Annotated in this window: 28 protein-coding genes; 12 read left to right on the top strand and 16 right to left on the bottom strand. The window is 59.1% G+C overall.

The features are described from left to right. Positions 1–29: 29 nt before the first annotated feature. Positions 30–1,127, top strand: coding sequence for an alcohol dehydrogenase catalytic domain-containing protein (locus tag HRL41_RS00780; RefSeq protein ID WP_172135074.1), 1,098 nt, complete (start codon positions 30–32; stop codon positions 1,125–1,127). A 201-nt stretch (positions 1,128–1,328) separates the two neighbouring features. Here the strand turns inward: HRL41_RS00780 and HRL41_RS00775 are convergent, their stop codons facing one another. Then, the gene (locus HRL41_RS00775; protein ID WP_172135073.1) at positions 1,329–1,751 is read right to left on the bottom strand and encodes a hypothetical protein; all 423 of its coding nucleotides are present in this window, start codon (positions 1,749–1,751) and stop codon (positions 1,329–1,331) included. Further along, positions 1,748–2,026: a type II toxin-antitoxin system Phd/YefM family antitoxin gene (locus HRL41_RS00770; protein ID WP_172135072.1), complete on the bottom strand. Its 279-nt coding sequence runs from the start codon at positions 2,024–2,026 to the stop codon at positions 1,748–1,750. The genes HRL41_RS00775 and HRL41_RS00770 overlap by 4 nt, the downstream gene beginning before the upstream one ends. Positions 2,027–2,328: 302 nt before the next feature. On the opposite strand from HRL41_RS00770, the gene HRL41_RS00765 reads away from it, so the two are divergent. Together HRL41_RS00765 and HRL41_RS00760 are read left to right on the top strand one after the other, a co-directional pair. Beyond that, the gene (locus HRL41_RS00765; RefSeq protein WP_172135071.1) at positions 2,329–3,051 is read left to right on the top strand and encodes a cyclopropane-fatty-acyl-phospholipid synthase family protein; all 723 of its coding nucleotides are present in this window, start codon (positions 2,329–2,331) and stop codon (positions 3,049–3,051) included. A gap of 137 nt (positions 3,052–3,188) precedes the next feature. Continuing rightward, positions 3,189–4,010, top strand: a complete 822-nt coding sequence (locus HRL41_RS00760; protein ID WP_172135070.1) for a MerR family transcriptional regulator — start codon at positions 3,189–3,191, stop codon at positions 4,008–4,010. Between the two features lie 6 nt (positions 4,011–4,016). On the opposite strand, the gene fetB is transcribed toward HRL41_RS00760, so the two are convergent. The 5 genes from fetB to HRL41_RS12280 form a co-directional block, all read right to left on the bottom strand. Continuing rightward, positions 4,017–4,817: an iron export ABC transporter permease subunit FetB gene (gene fetB / locus HRL41_RS00755; RefSeq protein WP_172135069.1), complete on the bottom strand. Its 801-nt coding sequence runs from the start codon at positions 4,815–4,817 to the stop codon at positions 4,017–4,019. A 1-nt stretch (position 4,818) separates the two neighbouring features. Beyond that, entirely contained in the window at positions 4,819–5,502 is a 684-nt protein-coding gene (locus tag HRL41_RS00750) for an ATP-binding cassette domain-containing protein (protein ID WP_172135068.1), read from the bottom strand. 254 nt (positions 5,503–5,756) lie between these two features. After that, the gene (locus HRL41_RS12040; RefSeq protein WP_172135067.1) at positions 5,757–6,512 is read right to left on the bottom strand and encodes a carboxymuconolactone decarboxylase family protein; all 756 of its coding nucleotides are present in this window, start codon (positions 6,510–6,512) and stop codon (positions 5,757–5,759) included. A gap of 238 nt (positions 6,513–6,750) precedes the next feature. Next, positions 6,751–7,113, bottom strand: a complete 363-nt coding sequence (locus HRL41_RS00740; protein WP_172135066.1) for a cyclophilin-like fold protein — start codon at positions 7,111–7,113, stop codon at positions 6,751–6,753. A 212-nt stretch (positions 7,114–7,325) separates the two neighbouring features. Continuing rightward, positions 7,326–7,970: a sugar O-acetyltransferase gene (locus HRL41_RS12280; RefSeq protein ID WP_172135065.1), complete on the bottom strand. Its 645-nt coding sequence runs from the start codon at positions 7,968–7,970 to the stop codon at positions 7,326–7,328. 337 nt (positions 7,971–8,307) lie between these two features. Here HRL41_RS12280 and HRL41_RS00730 point away from each other — a divergent pair, with 337 nt between their 5' ends. Beyond that, a complete protein-coding gene (locus tag HRL41_RS00730) occupies positions 8,308–8,799 on the top strand; it encodes a MarR family winged helix-turn-helix transcriptional regulator (protein WP_172135064.1) in 492 nt (163 codons plus the stop codon). Then, complete coding sequence (locus tag HRL41_RS00725) at positions 8,777–9,277, top strand: flavodoxin domain-containing protein (protein ID WP_172135063.1); 501 nt, start codon at positions 8,777–8,779, stop codon at positions 9,275–9,277. The genes HRL41_RS00730 and HRL41_RS00725 overlap by 23 nt, the downstream gene beginning before the upstream one ends. A gap of 5 nt (positions 9,278–9,282) precedes the next feature. Here HRL41_RS00725 and HRL41_RS00720 read toward each other — a convergent pair whose 3' ends face one another. Further along, positions 9,283–9,777: a CDP-alcohol phosphatidyltransferase family protein gene (locus HRL41_RS00720; protein ID WP_172135062.1), complete on the bottom strand. Its 495-nt coding sequence runs from the start codon at positions 9,775–9,777 to the stop codon at positions 9,283–9,285. A gap of 356 nt (positions 9,778–10,133) precedes the next feature. After that, on the bottom strand, positions 10,134–10,544 hold the full coding sequence (locus HRL41_RS00715) for a TIGR04076 family protein (RefSeq protein WP_172135061.1): 411 nt from the start codon (positions 10,542–10,544) through the stop codon (positions 10,134–10,136). Between the two features lie 112 nt (positions 10,545–10,656). Between HRL41_RS00715 and HRL41_RS00710 the strand changes: the two genes are divergently transcribed. From HRL41_RS00710 to HRL41_RS00700, 3 genes are read left to right on the top strand one after another with little or no spacing between them, the layout of a single operon-like run. Continuing rightward, positions 10,657–10,839, top strand: coding sequence for a hypothetical protein (locus HRL41_RS00710; RefSeq protein WP_172135060.1), 183 nt, complete (start codon positions 10,657–10,659; stop codon positions 10,837–10,839). Positions 10,840–10,891: 52 nt separating this feature from the next. Continuing rightward, complete coding sequence (locus HRL41_RS00705; protein WP_172135059.1) at positions 10,892–11,191, top strand: type II toxin-antitoxin system RelE/ParE family toxin; 300 nt, start codon at positions 10,892–10,894, stop codon at positions 11,189–11,191. A gap of 8 nt (positions 11,192–11,199) precedes the next feature. Further along, a complete protein-coding gene (locus HRL41_RS00700) occupies positions 11,200–11,481 on the top strand; it encodes an addiction module antidote protein (protein ID WP_165170092.1) in 282 nt (93 codons plus the stop codon). 83 nt (positions 11,482–11,564) lie between these two features. On the opposite strand, the gene HRL41_RS00695 is transcribed toward HRL41_RS00700, so the two are convergent. Continuing rightward, complete coding sequence (locus HRL41_RS00695) at positions 11,565–12,191, bottom strand: Abi family protein (RefSeq protein WP_172135058.1); 627 nt, start codon at positions 12,189–12,191, stop codon at positions 11,565–11,567. Positions 12,192–12,285: 94 nt separating this feature from the next. On the opposite strand from HRL41_RS00695, the gene HRL41_RS00690 reads away from it, so the two are divergent. Continuing rightward, positions 12,286–13,728: an ATP-binding protein gene (locus tag HRL41_RS00690; RefSeq protein ID WP_172135057.1), complete on the top strand. Its 1,443-nt coding sequence runs from the start codon at positions 12,286–12,288 to the stop codon at positions 13,726–13,728. Between the two features lie 295 nt (positions 13,729–14,023). Here HRL41_RS00690 and thpR read toward each other — a convergent pair whose 3' ends face one another. The 4 genes from thpR to HRL41_RS00670 form a co-directional block, all read right to left on the bottom strand. After that, positions 14,024–14,551, bottom strand: a complete 528-nt coding sequence (thpR, locus tag HRL41_RS00685) for an RNA 2',3'-cyclic phosphodiesterase (RefSeq protein WP_172135056.1) — start codon at positions 14,549–14,551, stop codon at positions 14,024–14,026. A gap of 36 nt (positions 14,552–14,587) precedes the next feature. After that, positions 14,588–14,950 (bottom strand): arsenate reductase family protein, encoded by a 363-nt coding sequence (locus HRL41_RS00680; RefSeq protein ID WP_172135055.1) that lies wholly within the window; start codon positions 14,948–14,950, stop codon positions 14,588–14,590. Between the two features lie 224 nt (positions 14,951–15,174). Continuing rightward, positions 15,175–15,333 carry a hypothetical protein gene (locus HRL41_RS00675; protein WP_172135054.1) on the bottom strand — a complete coding sequence of 53 codons (159 nt, stop codon included), beginning with the start codon at positions 15,331–15,333 and terminating at the stop codon, positions 15,175–15,177. Next, complete coding sequence (locus HRL41_RS00670; RefSeq protein WP_172135053.1) at positions 15,326–15,514, bottom strand: hypothetical protein; 189 nt, start codon at positions 15,512–15,514, stop codon at positions 15,326–15,328. The genes HRL41_RS00675 and HRL41_RS00670 overlap by 8 nt, the downstream gene beginning before the upstream one ends. 750 nt (positions 15,515–16,264) lie before the next feature. Here HRL41_RS00670 and HRL41_RS00665 point away from each other — a divergent pair. Together HRL41_RS00665 and HRL41_RS12030 are read left to right on the top strand one after the other, a co-directional pair. Next, on the top strand, positions 16,265–16,966 hold the full coding sequence (locus HRL41_RS00665; protein WP_172135052.1) for an ABC transporter ATP-binding protein: 702 nt from the start codon (positions 16,265–16,267) through the stop codon (positions 16,964–16,966). A 117-nt stretch (positions 16,967–17,083) separates the two neighbouring features. Beyond that, positions 17,084–19,435: an ABC transporter permease gene (locus HRL41_RS12030; RefSeq protein ID WP_172135051.1), complete on the top strand. Its 2,352-nt coding sequence runs from the start codon at positions 17,084–17,086 to the stop codon at positions 19,433–19,435. A gap of 755 nt (positions 19,436–20,190) precedes the next feature. Here HRL41_RS12030 and HRL41_RS00655 read toward each other — a convergent pair. Together HRL41_RS00655 and HRL41_RS00650 are read right to left on the bottom strand one after the other, a co-directional pair. Then, on the bottom strand, positions 20,191–20,529 hold the full coding sequence (locus HRL41_RS00655; RefSeq protein ID WP_172135050.1) for a 4Fe-4S dicluster domain-containing protein: 339 nt from the start codon (positions 20,527–20,529) through the stop codon (positions 20,191–20,193). Positions 20,530–20,541: 12 nt separating this feature from the next. Continuing rightward, the gene (locus tag HRL41_RS00650; protein ID WP_172135049.1) at positions 20,542–22,845 is read right to left on the bottom strand and encodes a molybdopterin-dependent oxidoreductase; all 2,304 of its coding nucleotides are present in this window, start codon (positions 22,843–22,845) and stop codon (positions 20,542–20,544) included. 134 nt (positions 22,846–22,979) lie between these two features. Between HRL41_RS00650 and HRL41_RS00645 the strand changes: the two genes are divergently transcribed. After that, a complete protein-coding gene (locus tag HRL41_RS00645) occupies positions 22,980–23,834 on the top strand; it encodes a MerR family transcriptional regulator (RefSeq protein WP_172135048.1) in 855 nt (284 codons plus the stop codon). Positions 23,835–24,194: the final 360 nt, after the last annotated feature.

Genomic DNA, 24,194 nt, shown 5'->3' with positions numbered 1-24,194 from the left:
GGCAGGGGCCCAAAAAGGTCCAAGCCTGCTTGGTCAGCGTACTCAAAGAAAGCGAGGGAGCAAAGATGAAGGGACTGGTTCTCGTTGAAAAGGGACGGGTTGAGATGGGAGACAACCTTCCTGAGCCAAAATGCGGGCCGTATGACGCAATCATCAAGCCCCACATCGTAGCACCGTGCACGTCCGATACCCATATCATAGAGAACCCCCATGCCGTACCCGGGTGCCTGGGCAAAGCCATAGGCCATGAGACCTGCGGCTATGTCGTGGAGGTTGGATCTGAGGTTAAGGACTTCAAGATAGGTGACCGAGTGGCTGTTGGCGCAGCTATCAATAATTTCCGAACCAAGGAAGCCCAGGCGGGATACGCCCGAGCTCACAACATGACCGTCTACGGCAAGGCTGAAAACTGGCAGCAGGGAGCATTCGCAGAGAAGTACTTCGTATTTGACGCTGACATGAACTTAGCGAAGATCCCCGAGTCCATCACCTGGGAGCAAGCAGTCATGCTGACGGACATGGCCTCAACCTCTTTCGAGGGCATTCGCAACGCCAACATCAGATTCGGTGATTCAGTTGCCGTAATCGGCATCGGAGCGATCGGCCTCATGGCGGTTGCAGCCGCAGCGCTTGCGGGCGCAGGTCGAATTTATGCCATAGGATCGCGCCAGCTGTGCTTCGATATCGCCAAGGAATACGGGGCAACCGACTTCATCTCCTACCGTGATGGCGATATCGTACAGCAAGTGGTCACAGCTAACGATGGTCCTGTCGACAGCGCCATCGTATGCGGCGGCAAGGACTCCAGCACGATCAACCAGGGCCTGTTCATGACCAAGAAGAACGGAACCGTCATCAACCTCGCAAGCTTCATGGGAGAGGAGGCGAAGCCTTTGGCTTACTACGGATTCCTCATGGACAAAACGTTCAAGAGCGTGCTGGTCGACGTCAACCGCGAGATCTTGGAGCGGCTCCTTACCTTGGTAGAGCTGGGACGCTTTTCGCCCGAAAAGTTGGTTACACATCGCCTCGAGGGCATCGAGAGCACTGAGGAAGCCTTACATATGATGAATGGGGCCAACCGGGACTGCATCAAGCCAGTCGTTTACTACGGTCCGATTGGCTAGTGGACTGCGGCTGAGCGGGCTACAACCTTAAGTTGCGATCCGCGTACAGAGACGCGGCCGCACACGCAGGACCGCGTCTCTGTCGGCTTTTCATCCAATATCCAGGCTTTGTCGGCTCTCTGCGCCGCCCAGCTTATCACCTCAACTGGCAAATCAAGATACTCCAGGGGCGTGCTGCGAAAAATTCCCTTGCCGAGCACTCTACTCTTCTTCGTAGGGATATATGCCGTAGAAGCGATTGAGCGGGTCGCGACGCTGATCCTCTATGAACAGCACGCGCACCAGCCGAAGGCGCTCCTCGACTACGTAGTAGATGCCGTAACGCCCCGCATAGGTGACGCGCATCTTCATATCAGGAAGCGCAGCCGGATAGTCAGGGTCGTAGATTCGCCCGATTTCAGGAACGGTGTCAAGAAGGTCGAGCATCTTCCTGAGCTTCGGGAAGGCGGCGCTCGGGGCGAGATCTCGATACGCGACTTCGGCGGCTTCGGAGAGCCTCACCTCGTAGGGAGGCTCCTCACCGTTACCGCGAATCTCTTCGCTGGCGCAGCCTTCGCCGCTTCCGCAACCCGCGCCGCCGACACAACCCGCACCGTTGCCGTGACCTTCGTCGCTGGCGCTCATGCCAGACCCATCTCGCGGTTGATCTGCTTGAGCGACTTCTCTCTCCCGGCCTTCATGTCCTCGTAGGCGCGGTTGGCGCGGTCGCGCAGCTCCATCTCGTACTCGTATACCTGCCGGCTCAAAAGGGCCTGCCGCTCGTAGGCGCGGGCGCTCATGACAACGAGGTCGGCATGGCCGTTGCGCGTGATGTAGACGGGCTGGTCATGCTGCTCGCACAGCTCATACACTTCGCTGATGTTTCGCTGTAGGTCGGATGAGGTTCGCGTAATGGGCATGGTGCACCTTCCTTCGCCGCGCTTGCCATGTGGTCAGTGTAGCACGTTTCAGAAAAGATTCTGAACGTGGCGGCGCAGGCGCGAAAGCTGACCCAAGACGCAGCGCGCCCTTGAAAACCGCCGCGTCCCGCCGTAGAATAGGGCCGTTGTAAAACCAAGTCCTTCAAGGGGATGTCTTTTTGGTCATTGTTCTGTAGAAGAACGCCAACCGAATAGCTCTTATCGAGAACGGCCGTCAGGCCGCATGGTTGGTGTTCGCCTCATTCGACTCCATTCATTCGAAACTACAGAAAGAGACAACGATGAACCACTTCCCCAAATCAGGGACGTTCCCTCCAAGCGTCGTCAAGTCCAAGATCATGGGCCCCAACCCCCTGAAGCTCTGCGAGGAGCTCCTTCGCGAGCATGAGATCCCGCAAGGCGCCGTGGTGCTCGACCTCGGCTCGGGCACGGGCATCACCTCGTGCATGCTGGCCCGCGAGTACGGCTTTGCCACCTATGCCGTCGACCTGTGGAGCGACCCCGGCGAGAACATGCGCTTCTTCGAGGAGATGGGGCTGTCCAACCGGCAGATCTGCCCCGTCAAGGCCGACGCCTCGCAGGGGCTGCCCTTCGCCACGGAGTTCTTCGACGCAGTCGTCAGCATCGACTCCTACAACTACTTCGGCCGCGACTCCGCGTACCTGGGCGAGAAGCTCCTGCCGCACGTCAAGCGCGGCGGGCTTCTGTACTTCGCCATCCCCGGCATGGTGCGAGACTGCCACGACAACCTGCCTCCTGAGCTGCTGCTGAGCTGGACGCCCGAGCAGCTGGAGTACATGCATGACATGGACTGGTGGCGCGCCATGATCGAGTCCACGCGCGGCGTGCGCATCGAGCGCATAGCCCCCTTGAGCTGCCATGATGAGGCGTGGGCGGATTGGCTCGCCTGCGACAACGAGTACGCCGCCGGCGACCGCGCCTCGATGGAGGCCGGCGCGGGCAGGCTGCTGAACAGCATCGGCATCGTGCTGAGAAGGCTGTAGGGAAAAGCCCGGCGGCCGGCGCGCCTCGTCGCCGGCCGCCGCCGCTCCGCACGAATAAGAGATAATTAAAAAACGCTCCTTGACTCTCCCGTTGCGGGAGGGATGAGACTGGTGGCATCGCGAGAGAAAGGCAAGGCATGTTCCGCATCGGCGAGTTCTCGAAGATGGCCATGACCACGGTGAAGACGCTGCGCTACTACGACGAGGTGGGGCTTCTGAAGCCGCGCGCGGTGGACCGGTTCACAGGCTACCGGCTCTACGACGCGGCGCAGCTCGTGGACCTGCACCGCATCCAGTCGCTTCGCCAGGCGGGGCTTCCCATCGGCCAGGTCGCCCGCATCGCATCCGGAGGCGATGCGGAGGAGATACTGCAGCGTCACGCCACGGAGCTCGAGCAGGAGATCGCCGAGCGGCAGGCCATGCTCTCTCGCGTCCAGTTCATTCTGAAGGAGAACAAGGAGGGCACCATGCCATACACGACGACGGTGAAGCACATCCCCGAGCAGATCATCTACTGCAAGGAGTACACGATGCGCACGTTCGCGGACTACTTCAGGGAGATGCCGGCGCTCGGCGAGAAGCTGCGCGCGAAGTATCCCGACCTCAGGTGCGCCACGCCCAAGTACTGCTACACGGTGAACCTCGACCGCGAGTGGCGCGAGACGGACAACCACATCCTCTACTGCGAGGCCGTGACCGAGCTGAAGGACGACTTCGACGGGATCCGCTTCATGGTGGCGCCCGCGCTCGACGTGGCGTCGGTGATGCACCAGGGTCCCTACGAGGACATGGGGCCTGCGTTCGCCCACGCGCTCGAATGGGTCGAGCAGAACGGATACGAGGTCGCCGGCGACCCCCGCACGAGCTACATCGACGGCATCTGGAACAAGGACGACGTATCCGAGTGGCTGACCGAGGTCCAGATCCCCATCCGCAAGACCGCAGAGCCCCAAGCGTAGCGAAAGCTACTGCTCGTCGCGCAGCGCGGGAGAGAGGAAGCACCCGTCTGGCGTGAAGCGCTTGCGATAGGTGGTGAAGCAGATCGCGACGATGGCCAAGGTCGTGGCCGCAGAGATCATGAGCAAGACGACGATCTGGTACTTCGCCGCGATCATGGGGTCGGCGCCGGCAAGCACCTGCCCGGACATCATGCCGGGGATCTGGACGATCCCCGCTGCCGACATGGTGGCGAGGGCGGGGGTGAGGCCCGACCCTATCGCCGAGCGGATCGAGGGGAACGCCGCCTCCCTCGGCGTGGAGCCGAGCGCCAGATACGCCATGATCTCGTCGGAGCGCGCGTCCATGTCCGAGAAGAGCCGGTCGATCGCCACGGCGGTCGCGCTCAGGGTGTTGCCGAGCACCATTCCCGATATCGGCACGAGCACGCGCGCGTCATACCAGGGCGAGGCGTGGACGATGGCCTCGACCACGGTGAACGCCACGATCATCGACGACAGGAAGATCGAGCCGAACACCTCCGGCCAGATGCGCAGCGCCTTGCCCTTCACGCGCCCCATGGCGATCTGCGTGGCGGCAAGCGCCATCCCCACGAGCACGAGGCAGACGAGCCACCACGACTGGTACTTGAACAGGTAGACGAGGAGCAGCCCCATCGCCAGAAGCTGCAGGAAGCAGCGGGCGGTGGCGACCACGATGGCCTTGGTCTGCCTGAGCCTGAGCGACCACGCGACGACGGCCGCCACGAGCATGAAGGCCGCGGCTCCGAAGAGCTCCAGATACCCGATGTCGATGACGCCTGCGTCCACCTTACGCCCCCTCTTCCACGTGGTCGAGCTGAGTGATCTTGCCGCGCTCCAACTTCAGCGTCCTGTCGGCCGCGCCATCAGGGGGCCTGTGGCGGATGCGCAGGCACGTCGTGCTGTCGCGAACCAGCCTGCGCGTGAGGCGGGAAACCGACCGCGCCGTGCCGTCGTCGAGCGCGGCGTCGACCTCGTCGAGCAAGAGGACGTCCGGCTTGGTCGCGAAGGCGCGCAGGAGCGCGACCCGGGCGAGCTCGCCGCCCGACAGCTGCGCAGCATCCCGGTCGAGGCCCACGTCGCCGAGGGAGGCTTCGCCCATGAGCGAGCGAAGCGCCTCGTCACTGGGCGGGTCGTCGCTTCGGCGGACCCGCAGGCTCCAGGGCAGCAGGAGGTTGTCGCGCACGGTGCCGGGGATAACGGTGGGCTTCTGCGGCACGTAGCAGACGCGCCTTCGCCACTCCTCCGGCGAGAGCGAGCCCGCGTCAACCCCCTTGAGCGAAAGGGCGCCGCTCGCCCTGGGAAGGAGGCGCGCGCAAGCGCAGAGCAGGCTCGACTTGCCCGACCCCGAAGGGCCCACGAGGTCTGCGACCTGCCCCTCTGAAAGCTCGAAGCTGATGCCGTTGAAAGGCTCGAACGGGATGCCGTTTCGCCTATAGGATACCGTGAGCCCTCTTACCTCGAAAAACGCCACCTGAGCTGACCTCCACGCGTCCTTTGCGACAAAGATTACGAACAGCGCATGCGCTTGAGAACAAGCCGCTCCAAATCTTACTATTCATGGAGGGGCAAAGGAACCCGGCACATGCGATCATTTTCAGCGTCGAAGGACAAAGTCGGGCTTCGCCCGCAAAGCCCGATTCTGCGGCAATCGCGAAAGGGACGAGGAAAGGGCGCAGCGGCGTCACCTCCCTTGAGGCTTTCGCAGAGGTTTTCTCAGAGGCTTCCTCAGAGGTTTTCGTAGTCAGCTTCGCCTACCGGCTCGAGCCACTCGTTGGACGCGTCAGCCCCCTCGATCTCGAAGGCCAGGTGCGAGAACCAGCTGTCAGCAGCCGCGCCGTGCCAGTGCTTCACGTTCGCAGGGATGTGGATGACGTCGCCCGGCAGCATCTTCTGGGCAGGCTTCCCCCATTCCTGGTACCAGCCGCGACCAGCGACGCAGACGAGCATCTGCCCGCCGCCCTCGCTCGCATGATGGACATGCCAGTTGTTGCGGCACCCCGGCTCGAAGGTCACGTTGAAGAACGCCACCTGCTCCGTGGAGATGGGCGCGAGGTAGCTGTTCCCGACGAAATACTGGGCATACGCCGCATTGGGCTCGCCGACGGGGAAGATGCAGGTGCGCTCATGGGCGGCACGTCCGCCCTCTTCGTCCGCAGGCTCTTCGGCCCAGACCTTCGCAGCCATGCGGAAGGCGGCCCATGCCTTGGGCCAACCGGCGTAGAAGGCGGCATGGGTGAGTATCTCGGCTATCTCGGATTTCGTGATGCCGTTGTTCTTGGCGCTGATCAGGTGATACTCGAAAGACGGGTCAACGAGGCCCTGCGCCATGAGCGACACCACGGTCACCAGGCTGCGGTCGCGGAGGGAGAGCCTGTCCTGCCGGTTCCACACCTCGCCGAACAAGACGTCGTCGTTCAGGCGCGCGAACTCAGGCGCGAAATCCCCCAGCTGCTCGCGCCCTGCGGTCTGCTTGATTGCCATGGCTACCATCTCTTCCTTCCCTTGTGACGCTATTATCTGCCAGCCACCATTATAAGGCTGCGCCGTGCTCCGTCGAGCGCTTCATAGGCCCCCTTCGACGAGCTCGGCAAGCACAAGCTCTAGAGCTAGAGGCGCGAAAGCCCGCCAGGCATCATCCCCGTGGATCTGGGCAGGGGAAACCTGCGCAACCGTCTCTCATCCTTTTCCGCGGGCTCTGCCTAGCCTGGTTGCCATTGCATCAGGCCAGCGTGAATCTTGCGCTTACCGATTCGCTTCCAACCGCAGCAGCCAAGCCCGACGCGTCGGAGACTCTGCCGATCCTCGTATAGGAGTACGCGGTCTGATGCGGCTCGTAGAACACAACGAGACAGTTGTCGCCATAGAGCATCACGTCGCCCGCCTCTATGGCGCCCGGACTTGCCGGACTCGCAGGTAATGCCGCATCGAGGTAGACGTACTTCTCGTTGCCGTTCAGCTCGGACATCTCCGCTTCCATGGGGAGCGTTGCCGCGAAGGCCGCCGCCGTCTCGTTGTCAGCCAGATCGATGCTGAACTGCGCGTCGCCAATCGCCATCATCGCTGTTGCAGCCGACCGCCGCATCGGAGGCTCCTCCTTCTGCCCAGCGCTTTTCAGCTCTTCGCGCTCGCCTTCTTGCGCTTCCGCATGCACGCCAGAGGACTGGCTGTCAGTCGGGCTGCCGCCGCCTTCGCTGCCGGATCCCGCGCATCCCGCGAGAGCGAGAGCGCCGAGAAGGAGAGCGGCTGAGATGATGCGCGTGACTGCCTTGGCCATGGTGCTCACCCACGCCCCCGTCAGACGGCTTGCGGCCGAGCTGCCGCGTCTCTTCCCGGCGCCGAAGAGGGAGGCAGCGGCTCCTGGAAGCCCGAAGGCGCGTCGATCTTCTTGATGGGCTTGGCGGGGACGCCGCCGACCACGGTCATGGCCGGGACGTCCTTCGTGACGACCGCGCCCGCCGCAACCACCGAACCGCGTCCGATGCGAACGCCGGGCAGCACGATGGCGCCCGACCCGATCCAGACGTCCTCTTCGATGCGTATGGGCGCAGGCTCGAGGCTTGAGCGCCTGGCAGGGTCGAGCGGGTGGTTGAGCGTTGCCAGGACCACGTTGTGCCCGATGAGCGCGCGGTCGCCGATGTAGATGCCGCCCTGGTCCTGGAACTTGCAGCCGCTGTTGACGAACACGTTCCTCCCCAGATGGATGTTCTTCCCGCAGTCCGCGTTGAACGGCGGGAACAGGGCAAAGCCCTCTGGGACAGGGCGGCCCGTCAGCTCCGCGAAGAGCATCGTGAGCTCTTCGGGCGTGTGGTAGGAGGAGTTGATGTCGGCGCAGATGCGAATGGCCTCTTGGCTGACCAGGTGCATGAACTCGTGCATCTCCGATCCGCCGTCAACCGTCTTTCCGCTGCTCAAATGGTCAAGGTAGTCTTCAAGCTCCATGACGGCCCCTTCTCTTGATTCTCTTTCGCTCAAGTATGCATCAGCAAGCAGGAAATCCTCATTACCTATAATGCAATTTGCATCATGCCCATGGGGCATACCAAGGAGAGCCACCCGGCCTCCTCGCTCCTGCGCTGGGCCTCCGTCTTCAGACGCATCGCTTCGCAGGCGGCCTTCCCTCAGCCCCTCATAGGGGGACGCAACAGCTCGTAGCAGGACCATGCCGTCATCAACACAGCTCTACCATCTTGCAAAAAAAGCGCCTTAACAATAAAGGTAACCTCTTGTATAATGACATGGTAGGTAATATCTTCCATATCTTGAGGAACGGATGGACATGGGCAACGTCTTTGCGGGGATCGATTCTGAGCAGATAGGAGAAAGCTACTTCCTCATCGGCCTGATCAACCGCTTCAACAACAGCTTCCAAGCGGCGGCAGACGCTTATTTTGCGGAGCTGAGCTGGAAGCAGGTCTTCTTCATGAACTGCGTCACCTTGTTTCCGGAGCCGCCGACCATCAAGGACATGGCCGACCTGCTCGGCTGCTCACACCAAAACGCAAAGCAGGTTTTGTCCAAGCTGAAGTCGGCCGGCTACCTGCAGTTTCAGCAGGACGAAGCAGACAAGCGCAAGCAGCGAATAACCCTGACCGAGAAAGCCCTGCAGTTCAGAAGCCAGCATGAGCAGGCAAGCGATCAGGCAATGCGGCAGATTTTCGCGGATACTCCCGATGACGTGATCAGCAGCATGGCTCGAACATTCATGCAGCTTATCGAAAACACCGAGAAGCTCAGAGGAGGAGAGCATGGGGACGATCGTAATCTATAGCTCCAACACTGGATTCACTGAGCAGTATGCGCTTGAGCTATCCGAGCGCCTAAGCTGCCCTTGCGTATCGCTGAAAAAGCTCGGCAAAGCCGAGCTTGGCGCATACGATCGGATCATCTTCGGCGGTTGGGTCATGGGAAACGCGATCATGGGGCTGGACAAGCTGCGCGACATCGCAACGCCTGACGCCGTGTTCGCCGTCGGCTGCACTCCCCCCTTCGAAGAGGTTGTCGCCAGCATTCGAGAGCAGAACAAGCTGGCGGACACTCCGCTCTTCTATCTGGAGGGCGGCCTCCGCCTCGACAAGCTCGGGCTGCCCCAAAGAATGATCTTGAAGGCGGTGAAGAAGTCCACGGCCAAGAAGAGCGACCGCGACCGCCAGGGGGACTTCATGGTCGAGATGCTGGGAACATCGTTCGACCATTCCGACAAGGCGCAGCTTGAGCCCTTGGCAGAATACGCAGGGACGTGGAACTAAGGGCATCATAGGTCGACGGAGCCTGTCCTGATGAGATGCCCTTCCTGGACTGCCGCGAACGTCGCCACGACGCACGCGGGAACAGCTGGGACGGCGATGCCCAAGAACGGGATGGCGAACGGCACGAGGAACGTCACGAGCCCTGCGGCCTTGTTGGCGACGGTGTGAGGCATGACCAGGCGCTTCGCCACCACAAGGCCGCTTATCACATTCGCCGCCTTCACCATGGCTATCGCCGCGATCCAAGCCCACAGCCACGGCGGCGCCGAGACGGCGGGCAGTATCTTCACCAGGCAGACGATGACGAGAGCGGCATCCGCAACGCTGTCGAGCCTGGCGCCGAGCTCGCTTTCCGTCCCCGTCCTCCTCGCCACGAAGCCATCGAGCATGTCTGTCAGGCCGGCAAGGACGTAGATGGCGAGGAAGGCCGGCGAGAGCGCAACCGGTATGAGCAGGGCGACGCTGAGCGCGATCCTGCCTACGGTAAGCGCGTTCGCCAAAGCCCTCTCCACCTCCGGTATCGTACAATTCTTTGCGCACCTTAAAGCGGGCGCTCCCAACACGTCAAATCACGTCAAAAACACCTGACTCAAGCCTCATGATAATGCGTACATCTATTGACCATTTGATTGTACCCGCATTTGGAAAAGTCAAAACAGGGAGTCAGCCTATCGAACCTCCCCGACCTCGCAGGGCTTCTCTGTGTCGGTCATCACCTTCATGATGCAATTATGTCAAAGCAGCTTTAACATAATTGCGATAGCGATAAGACGCCAAGACGAACGTCTAGCGCGATTTGCCACGCTATGCCTTCTCGTCCCTATCAGCGCATGAGCCCTAGGCAGCTGGAGCATCGTTATCCGGTGTAGGCGTCCTCTTCAGCGTTCGTGAAGTCCTGCTTAGCCAGCCACTCTTCCTCTTCGACGTTCTCGGGTATGTCGATGCGCTCGATCTTAAAGATGACAGGGCGCGTGCCATCGTTGCAGCAGGCAATCATCATGCGGTCGTCGTTCGTCCAGCTTTTCATGATGGAGCCACCCTGCAGAGCGGCGTACACGTAGCGGCTTACGGCATCCCACGCCTCGCCGCAGAACTTCCCGTTCATCAGGTGGTAGAAGTCATCTTGCTGGGGCGTGCGCTTAAGCAGGAAGGTGTCTCCCGGCTTGAAGAACGGACACGGGCCCGACTTGGGGTCGGCCAAATACTTCTCCTGGTAGTCCTCGAAGCACTTGGTCTCCAAAACCGTGATCCTGCATTCGTGCCGCATGGCCCGTCTCCTTCCGCAACTCTTCGTATCAAGCATTTTAAGGCATGGGCAGGGTTGTGACGAGGGCGGATGCTTTGTCATGCATATTGGTGCGATGTATGGAGGCGTCGGCGTGAGCGAGCCCATCTCCGACGAGGGCGAGGTCCGCATCCAGTTCGATGACAGCATCATCCAGGACACGATGGCCGAGAAGGTGCAGGGCACGGCAGAGGTCGGCGTCACCATGGACACCTGGGAGTACCGCTTGCGCTGGTACGGAGAGGAGGGGTCCGTCGTCCGTGCGCATGCGATCTGATAGCACCTTCTAGACAATTGACAAAACGTAGAATACAGTATACAATTCAAAAATGATCAGCATCCGGCAAACAGACGAATTCGCAAAATGGCTCAAGCGTCTGAAAGACGTCGATGCTCGAGCGCGCATCAACGTGCGGCTCAAGCGAATCTCTCTGACGGGGAACCTTGGCGATACTAAGCCCGTCGGCGATGGCGTGCACGAACTTCGAATCGATTATGGTCCAGGCTATCGCGTGTATTACTCGCAACATGGCAGGGAGATTCTTCTGCTCCTGATCGGTGGAGACAAATCATCGCAGGAGAAGGATATAGAGAAAGCCAAGAGACTCAATGCTGAATATGAGCAATAGGAGCAAGGATGAAAAAAGCTACGAAATGGGATGTGTCCGAATACCTTGCAACAGATGAGGACATGGCCGCCTACCTTAATGCTGCTCTGGAAGATGGCGACACGTCAGTGATCGCAGCTGCCCTTGGCGACATCGCTCGTGCAAAGGGTATGACCCAGCTCTCTAAAGAGACCGGAGTCACTCGCGATGGCCTCTACAAAGCGCTTTCGCCTACGGGAAACCCATCGTTTGACACAGTTCAAAAGGTTGTAAGGGCCTTCGGGTTGAAGCTGGACGTAACCACCGCTTAACGATTCATGTGCGAGCTCAGAAGCACCAACGAAAACGCGGCAAAGGCAGCAAAAAAGAAGCGGCGCCTGGTGAGGCGAACAGGCTAAATCACGATGCTGCAGGGTGCGGGATTATTGCCAGCGAACTCGCTCACAGAGCATTCTCCATCATTGTTTCCGTATATGTAGCCGTAAGCTTCTGGCTCCAGTTGCGAAAACAGCAAGACTGCCTCTTGGCATGATTCCAACGTCGAGCAAACAGAACCAGCAGGAGCAAACAAATGCTCATGATGGGCGGCACGGTTGCGAACTATGTTTATCTCCGAGATGCGATTGTTGATGTCGCTGCGAGAAGTGCCCTTTGGCCACACCTTATGAAGGGCTGGAATCCACAGATCGCGTTCATGGTTTCGATCGGTCATGTGCGCCCAGAAGCCCAAGGTCAGATTAGATATGGCATCATCAGATGTGGCATTTCCCCTGAGACCAGCTCTCAAGTGGTCGATGACGTCGCGATTGATCCTGTTGGCATCATTGGCCTGCCTGCGCCTATATGTTCTAAGAATCGGTCGTCTGACGGGAGGCGATCCATCGAACAACCAGTGACCGTCACCATCAAGGGCTGCCGTGATGGCGCGATCGTAAGCATTCCTGAGAGCGACCTCGAAAAAAGAAGCATCCCGCAGTACCGATTGAGCGAGACCGATGTTCCATAGATACAGATCGAGCACAGCATTGTCATCGCCGCCGTATTCGAAACCGCACGTTCGTCCTCCCATATTCGGCACTGGTACAATGGACGAGAGCACAAGGAACGGAGAACGGATGCAGCAGCCCATCGACACCAACGACCCGCAGGTGTTCGCCACGGTCAAGGAAAACCAGTACTTCGACCGGAAGAGCGCACGCAAGGACACCGACGAGATCGCGAAGCACATCATCGCCTTCGCCAACTTCGCGGGCGGCAAGCTCGTCATCGGCATCGAGGACGACGGCGAGATCACCGGCTTCAAACGAGACAAGGCGCATGACATCGAGGGCTTCAGGCAGACGGCCATCACGTGTTGTGAGCCCTCGCCTCGGGTTAAATATGCAGAGATCCCCGTCGTCAACTCGAACGGCGAAGACGACCTTATCCTGGTCATCGACGTCGAGCCGTCCGCTGAGAGGGTGATAGCCCGCCGGAGGGACAAGGCTGTCTTCCTCCGCCAGAAGGACAAGAGCGTCAGCCTTGACCGCGAGCAGGTGACGGCGCTCGAGTACGACAAGAACCAACGTCGCTACGAGGACGAGATCGCCGACCGCTCTTCTATCGAGGACGTTGACCCGGAGGTGATGGCGCGCTACAAAGCCGCGCTGGGAACCAGATCCTCAGACGAGCAGGTGCTTCGCAGCCGGGGCTTCCTCGTCGACGGGCACCTGACGAACGCCGGCGTCCTGCTGTTCGCCGAGTACCCGCCGAAGTACTTGCCCTGGGCGCGCGTTCGCGTGCTGCGCTACGATGGCATAGGGAGGGAAACGGGGCGCAGGCTCAACATCGTCAAGGACCGCACCTTCGACGGCCCCATCCCCAAGGTCCTCGACGGCGTGAAGGCGATGGTCTCCGAACAACTACGAGATTTCCAGTCGCTGGGGGACGACGGCTTGTTCCAGGTAGTTCCCGAATACCCCGAGTTCGCCTGGCTCGAAGGCGTGGTAAATGCCGTTACTCACAGGAACTACGGGTACAGCGGCGACTACATCCGCGTGTCGATCTTCGACGACCGCATGGAGATACAAAGCCCGGGCAAGCTTCCGAACCTGGTGACCTTGGAGAACCTTCGCCACACGCGCTGGTCGCGAAACCCCGTCATAGCAAGGACGCTCGTTGAGCTAGGCTGGGTGAGGGAGCTCAACGAGGGCGTCGACCGCATCTACGGGGACATGGACGCCTACCTGCTGAACCCTCCGATGTTCTCGGAGCCGAACAACGCATCGGTGATGCTGACGCTCGAGAACAGCATCTCGTCTCGCATGCTCTGGCGCGGCGGTAGCTTGGAGGAGGTTGTAGGCGTTGACGTGCTCGAGACGCTCAACGAGTACGAAATCGCCGCAGTGCAGCTTGCCATGGCGCAAGGGCGCGTCACGACGAAGGGACTCGTCGACCGGATCGGCAAGGGCAGCAAGCTCTGCGCCCGAACCTTGCGGGGGCTTGTTGATAAGCAGATCCTCGTCTGGCACGGGACGGCACCAAATGACCCCTCCCAACACTATACGCTCGCGAAATGACGGAGTAAGGCGGAGTAAGGCGGAGTAACGACGGCAGCGATAGCACAGAACGGTCGCTACCGCGTTTCGTTGCTGCGCCTACTGCGCTGGCTAATCCCCAAATGACGGAGTAAGGCGGAGTAAAGCGGAGTAAGGCGTGCCCTCGCGACATCGCATGCGAGGGCTGGAAGCGCAAAGTGTACAATTTAGAAACGACAGGCGTTCTGCAAACAGACGTGTCACGAAAGAAGCCCCGGACGATTCGAGGCCCGGACGATTTCCTGGACAAGAATTGAAACTCAGCGAAAGGCCCCGGCTATCGCCACTCGACTTCATACAGCGGCTTGTAGATGGCGCCTTGCCGGTCCAGCGTGCTCTTGAAGAGCGTGGCTTTGGTAGCGAGAACCGGCTCCGGGAAGGGGACGAGCGGAAGCGATCCGTTCGGAATGTGCGCGCGACGCGCCAAGGTGATATGCGGCTTGAAGGGCTTGGGATCGAACGGGATTCCGCGAGAGGCCAAACCTTCGCGCACCGACGCCGCAAGCGCCATCAGCCCGGCATCCTCGGCAACGCCCAGCCACAGGGTGGCATCCGAGGCGCGCCCGAACTTCCCCAGCCCGTCAGCCGCCAGGCGCACCGGGGCTGCGCTTGCGCATGCTTCGTCGAGCACGCTCATGGCCTGCCCCACAGCCACGTCGTCCGCTTCTCCGAGAAAAGCGAGGGTTATGTGGTAGTTCTCCCTCGAGACGAACCGCCCTTTGACGGCACCGCCCAACGTGCGCGCCATGCCCGCCACCTCATCGACAAACGCCTCCGGCAGTTCGAGTGCTATGAATGCCCGCACGAGCCTCCCCTCCTTTCAACTGGGGAACGGGGAGAGCTAGCCGAGGACGGCCCTCCAGTCGGCCTCTTTGAAGCCCGGCGTCGCCGGCACGCCGTCGACGATCAGCAAAGGCCGCTTCACCAGCATGCCGTTGCTTGCCAGCAACGCATAGGCTTCCTCGTCGGTCATGCCGCCATCGAGCTTCTGCTTGATGCCCTGCTCGCGGTAGAGCATCCCCGATGTATTGAAAAATCGCCTGATGGGCAGCCCGGACACCTCGTGCCACGTCCTCAGCTCCCCCGCTGTCGGGTTCTGCGCGACGATGTCGCGATCCTCGAACGCGATTCCGTTATCCTCAAGCCACTTCTTGGCTTTCTTGCACGTCGAGCACTTGGGATACTCGATGAAGAGCACTGACATGGATCCCCTTCCCGCTGGCTTCTCCGAAAGGCCCGCTTCCTGGTAGGCAACTTTCCCACAGGCAAGCTTCTCCGCAGGCCAGCTTCACGCAAGCACCGCCCAGAACTGTTGAACACGCACATCATAATGCCACAAAACGAGCAACGGTGAAGCCGAAAAGCGCCCCGGGGCAAAGATCATCCCGGCGGCGAACCCATTAGGAGCTGTCGAGCGACCGCAAATGCCTAAAACTCGGCCGCAGCAACGCCGGTTACAGCTCTCTCAACCTTCCAAAGCTCATCGAAGTCCGTCAGCCCGAACTTGTTTACGAGGACGTTGGTGCCCTTGTACACGTAGAGATCGTCGGGGTCGTATTGATAGCCGTAGACCTTGGGGTTAGGCATGCGAAGCCGCCAGGCGCTTGGCATCCGCCACGTATTCACCGATGAGGTCGCGATACGTCAACTCGCCCCGACCAACCCTGCGGAGGTTCTCCTTCTCCGCATCGGACATGCGCATATGCTCCACGGCCAAGCTGTGCTCGACTTCTTTGATTATGTCTTCCATCTCGGCAGAAGTCATCATGTCCTCTTTCTCTTTTCCCGCCATTCTACTATCTGGCGGCACCCAGGGAAAGAGCCGACCCCCACCCACCCCCGTTAGATCGCGCCTCGTAGGTCTAGGCATAGACGCTATTCCAGCAGTAGTCAATTTGCGGGGCTAGCTGAACAGCCGGGTATTGCAGTATCGTTTTGAACTCACCTAGATCAACCGATGGGGAAAGCCCGGCAAAGGAATAAATCCCAGACGCCGACACCAGTTCTTTGAACCGGTATTCTATCGCGCCCTCCCGCCATCTGAGTTCACGGCCAGAAGGAGAACTTCCGTTTCTCAAAGATTTATTCCTCCTCGATGGAGGAGTCATTCAAATACGTACCGTTGCGTGTTATGTAGTTCATCGAAGTACGTTCCTTATCACCGAGTCCGAATCACTTTGTAATCACTGGGGTGATTACAAATTTGCTTTGCAAGCCTTTTTAACCCGAAAAGCGCGACTACTCCCTTGATCCACTCCCCGTTTCCCCAGCAACAGTGGTCGCAGGGGTGTTGTGCTGGCTGACTGTGGCAAGAGCTCTGCTCAGATACGCCGTAGCCTGCGCCGCTCGCCGTCAATAAGTTTACCAATACTAACTAATTTGGGTTATTATTGACAAAAACCTCAAGAAAGACTGGGCTTCGTAAGGGCGAACGCATAAGTAAGCGATGCGAGCATAAATCAGTGTTTCCCTAGAGGGTATCGATCGATTCAGGAAGCGAATCACAAGGAGACATGCTATGGCATTCTTGGAGGTAACAGACGTTCGCAAAGGATACGGCGAGGGAGACGCGCACATCGAGGTGATCAAGGGCGTCTCGACCTCTCTTGAGAAGGGTGACTTCGCGTCCCTGCTCGGGCCTTCCGGGTCGGGGAAGTCCACCTTCTTGAACATCGTGGGCGGCCTGGAGCCCTGCGACGGCGGGAGAGTCGTCGTCGACGGTGTGGACATAACGGGCCTCTCCGACAGGGAGGTGGGTGAGTATCGGCGCGCCGAGCTCGGCTTCGTCCTCCAGTTCTACAATCTGATTCCCGACCTCACGGTTCGCGAGAACATCGAGGTGTGCGCACATCTGAGCGAAGACCCTCTTCCGCTCGATGACCTGCTGCGCTCCCTTGGATTGTGGGATCAGCGCCGCAAGTTCCCGCGGCAGATGTCGGGCGGCCAGCAGCAGCGCTGTGCCATCGGCCGCGCGCTCGTCAAGAACCCGAAGCTGCTTTTATGTGACGAGCCGACGGGCGCGCTCGACTACCAGACGTCCCTCGAGATATTGACGCTGATGGAAGAGGTCAACCGCGAGTACGGCTGCACCGTTGTCGTGGTCACGCACAACGACGCCATCGCGCGCATGTCGAACCGCATCATGCGCCTGCATGACGGCATACTCGTGGAAGATTCCGTGAACGAGGAGCGCGTGCCGGCGCTTTCCTTGGAGTGGTAGCTCATGTCGAGTCCTCTCATTCGTCGCATCCCGCGCCAGCTTGTCCACAATGCCGGGCGCTATCTGGGCATTTTCGCTCTCATCTCCGTGTCTATCGCCTTCGTTTCGGGTTTTCTTGTGGCAGCCTCGTCGATCGAGCGCATCGTTGCCGACATGCCCGAGGACTACCGCATGCAAGACGGCCAGTTCACCTGCGCCTTCGAAGCGCCCGACGAGGCGATAGAGGCGGTGGAGGAGCTGGGCGTTTCCGTGGAGGAGGAGTTCAGCCGCGAGGCCGAGATGACGTGGGAAGGCGCATCCGGCGACGATGCCGCCGATTCTGCCGATTCCGCCACCGTGCGGCTCTTCAAAGAGCGTGACACCTTCGACCTGGCCAGCTACGCCGAGGGCGAGGCGCCCGACTCCCCTGACGAGGTGGCGCTCGACCGCGTCTTCTGCGCTCATCACGACCTCGCCGTCGGCGACACGGTGCAAATAGGGGGAAGCGCCTTCGAGATTTCCGGCATCTGCACGCTGCCGGACTATTCGTCGCTCTTCGAGGACCCAAGCGATTTCGTCTTCAACTCCATCACCTTCACCATCGGCATGGCGACGCCCGAGGGATTCGCCTCGGTGGATGCGCCGCTCACCTACACCTACGCCTATCGCGCCGACGAAGCGGGCTTAGACCGCGCGGAAGCGGCCGACCTCCTGGAGGACATAGCCACGGCGCTGCACGAGAACAGGGCTATGCCCACGTCGCTCATGGACGCGGCCTCGAACAGCGCCATCAGCTACGCGGCTGACGACGTGGAAGGCGACCAGTTGATGTGGGAGGTGATGCTCGTCCTGCTCATTGTGATCATGGCGTTCGTGTTCGTCGTCCTTGCGGGCTCGAGCATCGAGGCGGAGAGCGCCATCATCGGCACGCTGCTCGCCTCGGGCTATCGCAAGCGCGAGCTCGTCGCCCACTATATGGCGCTTCCGGCGCTCGTCGGCATCCTGGCGGCCGTGGCGGGCAATCTCGTCGGCTACCAGGTTCTATACGCGCCGATGCGCGACCTGTACTACAACTCCTACAGCCTGCCGCCGTTTGAGATGTTCTGGAACTGGCGCGTCTTCTTCATGTGCACCGTCGTTCCGGTCGTGCTGCTTGTGCTGGTGAACCTCGTCGGGCTCATGCGGAAGCTGAGGTGCACCCCTCTGGAGTTTCTGCGCCGCGAGACCACGAAGCGAAGCCGCAGACGCGGCGTGGCCCTGCCGGAACGCCTGCCGTTCACGGCGCGTTTCCGCCTGCGCATCCTGCTCTGCAACCTTCCGAGCTTCCTCACGCTGTTTTGCGGAATAGCCTTTGCCAGCCTTCTGCTCGTGTTCGGGCTGTGCATGATGCCGGTCGTGGACCACTACGCCGAGAACCTGAAGTCCGACATGGTGGCCGAACACCAGTACATCCTGAAGACGCCGGTTGAGATAGACGTCGACGAGAGCGAGCGCGTGGCGCAAGCCGCCGCCGAGAAGCTTTCCATGACGCCGCCTGGCGAGCTGGAGGCGATGGGCGCATCGGAGCTCATACAGCTTGCCGCAGACGCCTCGCGCGTCGACCCCGACTCCGACGTCGTTTGGAACACGCTGGCGAATTCGGATGAGGCCGTTGCCCAGGCCGAGAAGTTCGCCGTCGCCTCGCTTGAGACGGCGCGTCCGGGAGACTTCGGCATGGAGGACGTGAGCATGTACGGCATCCAGCAGGGTTCCGCCTATTGGAGCGACGTCGACACAGCCGAGGGGAGCGTCGTTGTGGGCCGGGGGCTTGCCGAAAAATGCGGACTTTCTATCGGCGGAAACGTCGAGCTGAGCGATCCTCTGAGCGACAAAACCTACGAACTTCGCATCAGCGGCACGTGCGGGAGTGCTTCGAACATGAATGCGTACCTGCCCATAGCGGAGTTCAACAGGCTGTTCGGAAACGCGGACGGATACTTCAACGGATACGCCTCCGACATGCCGCTTGCGATAGATGCGCTCTACGTCATGAGCGACCTGACGCCTGACGCTATGGATAAAATCGTCGCGCAGCTCTCGGACTCGATGGGATCCATGACCGGCCTGCTGGTGGCGCTGGCGGCCATTATCTACGTGGTGCTCATGTACCTGCTCACGAAGACGGTCATCGATCGCAGCGCGCGCTCGATTTCGTACATGAAGGTGTTCGGGTACCGTCCTCGCGAGGTGAACAGGCTCTATATCCGCTCCATCACCATTACCGTGGTCGCGTCGCTTCTGCTGTGCCTCCCGGTGATCGTGCTGTTCCTCACATGGCTCGTCAAGTTCGTTTTCATGGGGTACAACGGCAACTTCGAGGTAGTCATTCCTGCTTCCCAGCTAGTGCTCGAGGTGTGCGTGGGCATCGTCTGCTATGTCGCGGTTGCTTTCCTGCATGTACGCCACATCAGGAACGTGCCGCTCTCTATAGCGCTGAAAGCGCAGGAGTAGCTGCGCGGAGTTTGAAGAAGGGAGAGCTTCTTCGCATTCGGCTTCCATGGCATGTTCGGCATGTCGGGGGTCGGGTGCTTTGACGCGCGCTCCCTGGCATGCGGAAGCCCTCGGCCTATCGGGCGTCGCCCGATATCCGGGGGTTGAGGTGAATGTAGCGGCCGGAGGCTGCACGTCGTCGGCGATGGCGCTGATGACGTACAATTTCTTGCGCACTTTGACAGCGAACATAGCTAGATAGCGGCTTCCCTTCCTCGAGACCTACGAACCGCCACGACGGCTAAAGGGCCCGGCTTTGAACTAGACCCCCAAATGGGAACAGCAGGCTTGTCATGAATAGTCTCGACCCTCGCTTTTCAAGCTCAATGATCACTTGCTCCAGACTTTGCTGGGCTTCCTTGGCGGCCATTTGCATGGCTGAAGCTTGCCCGATTCATGAGATGTCGCAACAAACGCGCAAGGGATGTCGCACATACGACCCGCCCATGCACACTTGACCTTAGGGCGTTCGGGCAAGGGCGCTCCACAGTGGTTACATTCCCAAGGCTGCGTGCGCGAACGCATGGCAAGCTTTCCACATGACTCGCATCTCATCGGCTTCGGCTGCGGAGGCCGGCATTTTCCACACATTGGATTGCAAATTGGACACGCCACGGATGTCCTCCCTTCGTATACGTAAAGCACCACCCTGGATTCTCGCGAACAAGGGTGGTGCCTAAGATGCTTCGCTAGCTCTTTTTGTTACGCCACTCGAATTACTGCAGGGCGTAAATAACAGAGTGGGGCTGTTCGGCGGCAAGCTTTACCAACTCCTCAAGCGGACCATACTCGATAACACCGCCCTGGCAATGATGCGCGCAAGTGGGAAGGCGACCTTCCTTTGTGCGATCTGCGCACATATCGCACAGATGAGACGGATAAGGCAGATACGTGTACTCCCACTTCTTGCCGTCAGGCAACAGGCGCGGTCCATCCTGGAGAACATGCATGCCGAACTGGCCCTTCTCCAGATTCAGGTGCTTCTTGCATGCTACTTCGCACGCGTGGCAACCCGTGCAGTACTCGTAATTGATGAAAAGACCCATTTTGCTCATTATCGTCCTCCTCTACTTCTTCAGGCTCTCGACTATGATCTGGTTAGGAGTGACCTTGCTGTTCTCAGACGTGCACTTGTAAACCTTGCAGAGAATGGTGCGGTACGGTGCGCCATAGCCAGCCTCACCAAAAACACCCTGAGTGGTGAGGTTGTTAATGTTCACGTCAAAGACATTGTAGAGTTCGGCAGGGTCATTCTCGGGGAACCACCAACCATGGTCAGCGCAAACCACGCCTTCCTTGATAGTCGGCGTAACGTTTGCCGTCTGCTTGCAGCGACCGCGATGATTTTCGATCCAAACCCAATCACCATGCTTGATGCCATACTTCTCGGCATCGTTCGGATGGATGTCAACCTCAGGATTAGGACGGAATTCACGCATAGTGGGCATGTTCCTGTGCTCAGAATGGAAGAACTCATCGTGGCGCTTGCCTGAAGTGCAAACCAGGGGATATTCCTCAAAGAGGTCGGGGCGAGTCACGGGGGACTCCGGCGGCTCCTGGAAGTAGGGCAGATCATGGTAGCCCATAGCTTCCATCATGGTGCTGCGAAGCTCGATCAGTCCCGTCGGCGTGTTGAAGCCAGGCTTGCCGTCGCCGCGGAGCTTGCCCGTCTCATAGCGACGATAACCCGGGAAGGCCCATGCGCCATCGGGGTTCTTGGAAAGGTCTTCCCAAGTGATAGGAGCGTTGTCCTTGGCCAGAACCCATTCGAGCATCTCCTTCTCATTGGTCCACGGCACGTTTTCGCCATTCAGTCGAATGGACAAATCGGCTAGAATCTGTTCGTCGGACTTGCACTCTCCGTACTGGGTCAGCTTGGTCATGGCACGGCTCGGCTGATACCACTCGCGATAGGAGTTGCGCTCGCAGCTCATAGCTACGGGGAGTACAAGGTCGGCAGCTGCAACGGCAGTCGGCGTCATCCACAGGTCGGCAATTACAACGAACGGAACCTTCTGCAACGCCTCAACAACGCGCGGGGCCTCTGCGCCCATGCAGGCGATAGGATTGGTGCCTGCCATGTAGAGCATCTTAATTGGGTAGGGCTCACCAGTTTCGATCTGCTCAAGGAGCAGGTCGGGTACCACAGTCGGCACCATGCCGTACTGATGCATCGGATATTTATCGAGGCCGATACGCTGGTCCTGGAGATCCTTCGAGATGAACTGATCAAGACCGCAAGCGCACATTGCGTTTACGCCGAAGGCACCTCCTGCCAAGTAGTTGCCACCGGGCACATCCACGTTACCCGTGATAGCTTCCATGATCATGAAAGCATGGGTTTGAGCCATGCCGTTGACGTTCTGGTCGGTTGCAACGCCCCAGTCAAATGCAGCGGTTTTAGCGGTAGCGTATATGCGGGCAATCATTTTGATGTCCTCGGGATCGCAACCAGCGATTTCGCCAGCTCGCTCAGGAGTCCAATCCTTTACGCACTCCCTAAGATCATCGAAGCCGAAGCACCACTTCTCGACGAACTCATGATCATAAAGATCTTCGCTGATGATGACATTCAGCATTGCCATGGCAAGCGCGCCGTCGGTGCCAGGACGCGGCTGCAGGTAAGCCTCAGAATGAGCGCTGAGCCAGGTAACACGCGTGTCGACGTTGAGGAACTTCGTGCCGCCATTACGTGCGCAGTCGATGAACCAGTGGCCCAGAAGCGCCTCTTTGTTGCTGACCAGAGAGTTGGAGCCCCAAGAAAGGATGACCTCCGGATACTCGTACTCGGGATGATCATATCGCTCCTGGCTGAACTGACCGCAATCAACAACTGCAGGACCGCCCATGATGAGCACCGAAGACGAGCAACGAGGCAGATAGCAAGAGTCGCCAGAAAGGAAGCCACAGGAGAACTGCGGGGTCCTGAAGGCGGAGAAGCCAAGCAGCGGAACCTGCCAGCATACGTTACGGCCGGTACCCTCCATCACGATGATGGACAGCGGACCCACGGTATCCCATGCATCATGCACGTGCTCTTCGATGATGCTGTAAGCCTCATCCCAGGAAATCTCTTCCCACTTGTTCTCGCCGCGCTTACCAACGCGCTTCAGAGGGCGCTTCAGTCGCTGCTCAGTATTGTTGATACCCTCATCCACCATGTTCAGGCAACGCATGCACAGACGACCTCTGTTGAAAGCGTCATTCGGATCGCCCTCAATATGGTCAACCTTGCCGTCCTTCACATACCACAGAAGACCGCAGCCCTCATGGCATCCGGGACCCGACCAATGAGCATTTCGATAGACATCGAATTCGCCTTCTTTCCAGTGCTTTTCCTTGCGGTATAGCTCAGGGTTATACGTTGGCATATCTCATCCTCTCTCTTCGTATAGACACCCATATTGAATGTCTCGATGGGAGGATGCTAAACTGTAGGGTAACCCCAGAGTCAACAGCTTATTTTTACCAATGGAATAAAACCGAAAAAACAAGGAGCGAGCCCATGAAGTCTGGCGAATTCGCAAAACTATGCGACACGAGCAAGGACACGCTTATCCATTACGACCAAATCGGCTTGGTGAAACCCTCTTCGAAGAAAGCAAATGGCTATCGCGATTACACCATGGATGACTATGGCGTTTTCGTAACCATCCGCGCCCTAGTAGACGCCGGGATGTCGCTCGCAGAAATCAAAGAACGCTGCGACAAAGACGACCTCCTGCTTTTTCACAACACCGTCAAAGAAACGCAAGAAGCCATTTTGCAACGCATCCGCGAACTGGAGCGATCAAAAGAACTCTTGGCGGAGATTGCACGTCAGTCAGAAAAAGCAGTGCAAGACGGCCTAGAAGCGGAAGGGGTTGTCGATGTTCGCGTGAAGCACCTTCCCGAAAGGCTGCTCCTTGTTGACGGACCCGCCCAAGTCAAACACCCTGGTGATTCCTTTGAATTATTGTGGCCGGCATTAGGCAAAGCCATGATGCTCACAAAGAGCATCGGACCTGCAGCGCAGCTGTCTCCATATGGGTTGACTGCAAACTTCGTGGACGGCAAACCGCTTTACCAGTCCTCGTATCTTCTTTTGCCACAGGGAATAGAAATCCCAGAAGACGCACTTGAAGAAGTGTCTCGAAACGAATTCAAAATAGACACAAAACCTGAAGGCGATTACGTTGTCGTCATATTCAACGAGGAGTGGCCTGAAGTTGGTAAGGCGTACAAAGCCGCAAGGAGATTTGTCCAAAGAGAAAATCTGATCCTCGAAGAACCGTATTATGAAACCGCATCGCTATGGTTTCTCGATCATGGCGAAAAAGACAGGTTCAGGTGTACGCTATCGATTCGCATAGCAGGGTAGCTTGATTTCGCTACAAAAAGCCCGCGCCATTCTGAACTGCGTCCCAAAACTGCACATTAGGTGTTCAGTTCAACTTGCCGGGTCCCGCCCTCATAAGCTCACCGCGATAGCGCAGCATCGCCACGGCACGAGTTGACGTGAGGGGTTCTGGAGTCCTAATCCAGCTGCCAGGATCAGCTACCCGCTCAAGATTGGACAGCATCTCCGCGCGACCCGACTCGGAGATAAGCGCAGGGGACCTGAACACCATGTACAGCGTCCCATCTGCTGGACCCATCGATATGAGCTCGACCCGCAAGTGCACTCCCCTATTAGAATGTTTGTTTGTATATTTCAATCGAACAATGGCTAAACTGTTGA

It is taken from the genome of Adlercreutzia sp. ZJ473, from assembly GCF_013185065.1.
GTDB lineage: Bacteria > Actinomycetota > Coriobacteriia > Coriobacteriales > Eggerthellaceae > CAAEEV01.
The sequence above is the reverse complement of the archived record's forward strand: the minus strand, read 5'-3'. Positions and strand labels throughout refer to the sequence as shown.

What these genes read in the sequence shown, in the direction of transcription:
- HRL41_RS12040 (WP_172135067.1), bottom strand. Translation starts at nt 6,512, where the DNA reads ATGGCAATCAAGCAGACCGCAGGGCGCGAGCAGCTGGGGGATTTCGCG.
- HRL41_RS00715 (WP_172135061.1), bottom strand. Translation starts at nt 10,544, where the DNA reads ATGCGGCACGAATGCAGGATCACGGTTTTGGAGACCAAGTGCTTCGAG.
- HRL41_RS00705 (WP_172135059.1), top strand. Translation starts at nt 10,892, where the DNA reads ATGATCAGCATCCGGCAAACAGACGAATTCGCAAAATGGCTCAAGCGT.
- HRL41_RS00645 (WP_172135048.1), top strand. Translation starts at nt 22,980, where the DNA reads ATGAAGTCTGGCGAATTCGCAAAACTATGCGACACGAGCAAGGACACG.
- HRL41_RS00770 (WP_172135072.1), bottom strand. Translation starts at nt 2,026, where the DNA reads ATGCCCATTACGCGAACCTCATCCGACCTACAGCGAAACATCAGCGAA.
- HRL41_RS00650 (WP_172135049.1), bottom strand. Translation starts at nt 22,845, where the DNA reads ATGCCAACGTATAACCCTGAGCTATACCGCAAGGAAAAGCACTGGAAA.
- HRL41_RS00675 (WP_172135054.1), bottom strand. Translation starts at nt 15,333, where the DNA reads ATGCCTAACCCCAAGGTCTACGGCTATCAATACGACCCCGACGATCTC.
- HRL41_RS00670 (WP_172135053.1), bottom strand. Translation starts at nt 15,514, where the DNA reads ATGATGACTTCTGCCGAGATGGAAGACATAATCAAAGAAGTCGAGCAC.
- HRL41_RS00765 (WP_172135071.1), top strand. Translation starts at nt 2,329, where the DNA reads ATGAACCACTTCCCCAAATCAGGGACGTTCCCTCCAAGCGTCGTCAAG.
- HRL41_RS00700 (WP_165170092.1), top strand. Translation starts at nt 11,200, where the DNA reads ATGAAAAAAGCTACGAAATGGGATGTGTCCGAATACCTTGCAACAGAT.
- HRL41_RS00730 (WP_172135064.1), top strand. Translation starts at nt 8,308, where the DNA reads ATGGGCAACGTCTTTGCGGGGATCGATTCTGAGCAGATAGGAGAAAGC.
- HRL41_RS12280 (WP_172135065.1), bottom strand. Translation starts at nt 7,970, where the DNA reads ATGGAGCTTGAAGACTACCTTGACCATTTGAGCAGCGGAAAGACGGTT.
- HRL41_RS00690 (WP_172135057.1), top strand. Translation starts at nt 12,286, where the DNA reads ATGCAGCAGCCCATCGACACCAACGACCCGCAGGTGTTCGCCACGGTC.
- HRL41_RS00655 (WP_172135050.1), bottom strand. Translation starts at nt 20,529, where the DNA reads ATGAGCAAAATGGGTCTTTTCATCAATTACGAGTACTGCACGGGTTGC.
- HRL41_RS00680 (WP_172135055.1), bottom strand. Translation starts at nt 14,950, where the DNA reads ATGTCAGTGCTCTTCATCGAGTATCCCAAGTGCTCGACGTGCAAGAAA.
- HRL41_RS00760 (WP_172135070.1), top strand. Translation starts at nt 3,189, where the DNA reads ATGTTCCGCATCGGCGAGTTCTCGAAGATGGCCATGACCACGGTGAAG.
- HRL41_RS00740 (WP_172135066.1), bottom strand. Translation starts at nt 7,113, where the DNA reads ATGCGGCGGTCGGCTGCAACAGCGATGATGGCGATTGGCGACGCGCAG.
- HRL41_RS00725 (WP_172135063.1), top strand. Translation starts at nt 8,777, where the DNA reads ATGGGGACGATCGTAATCTATAGCTCCAACACTGGATTCACTGAGCAG.
- HRL41_RS00665 (WP_172135052.1), top strand. Translation starts at nt 16,265, where the DNA reads ATGGCATTCTTGGAGGTAACAGACGTTCGCAAAGGATACGGCGAGGGA.
- HRL41_RS00775 (WP_172135073.1), bottom strand. Translation starts at nt 1,751, where the DNA reads ATGAGCGCCAGCGACGAAGGTCACGGCAACGGTGCGGGTTGTGTCGGC.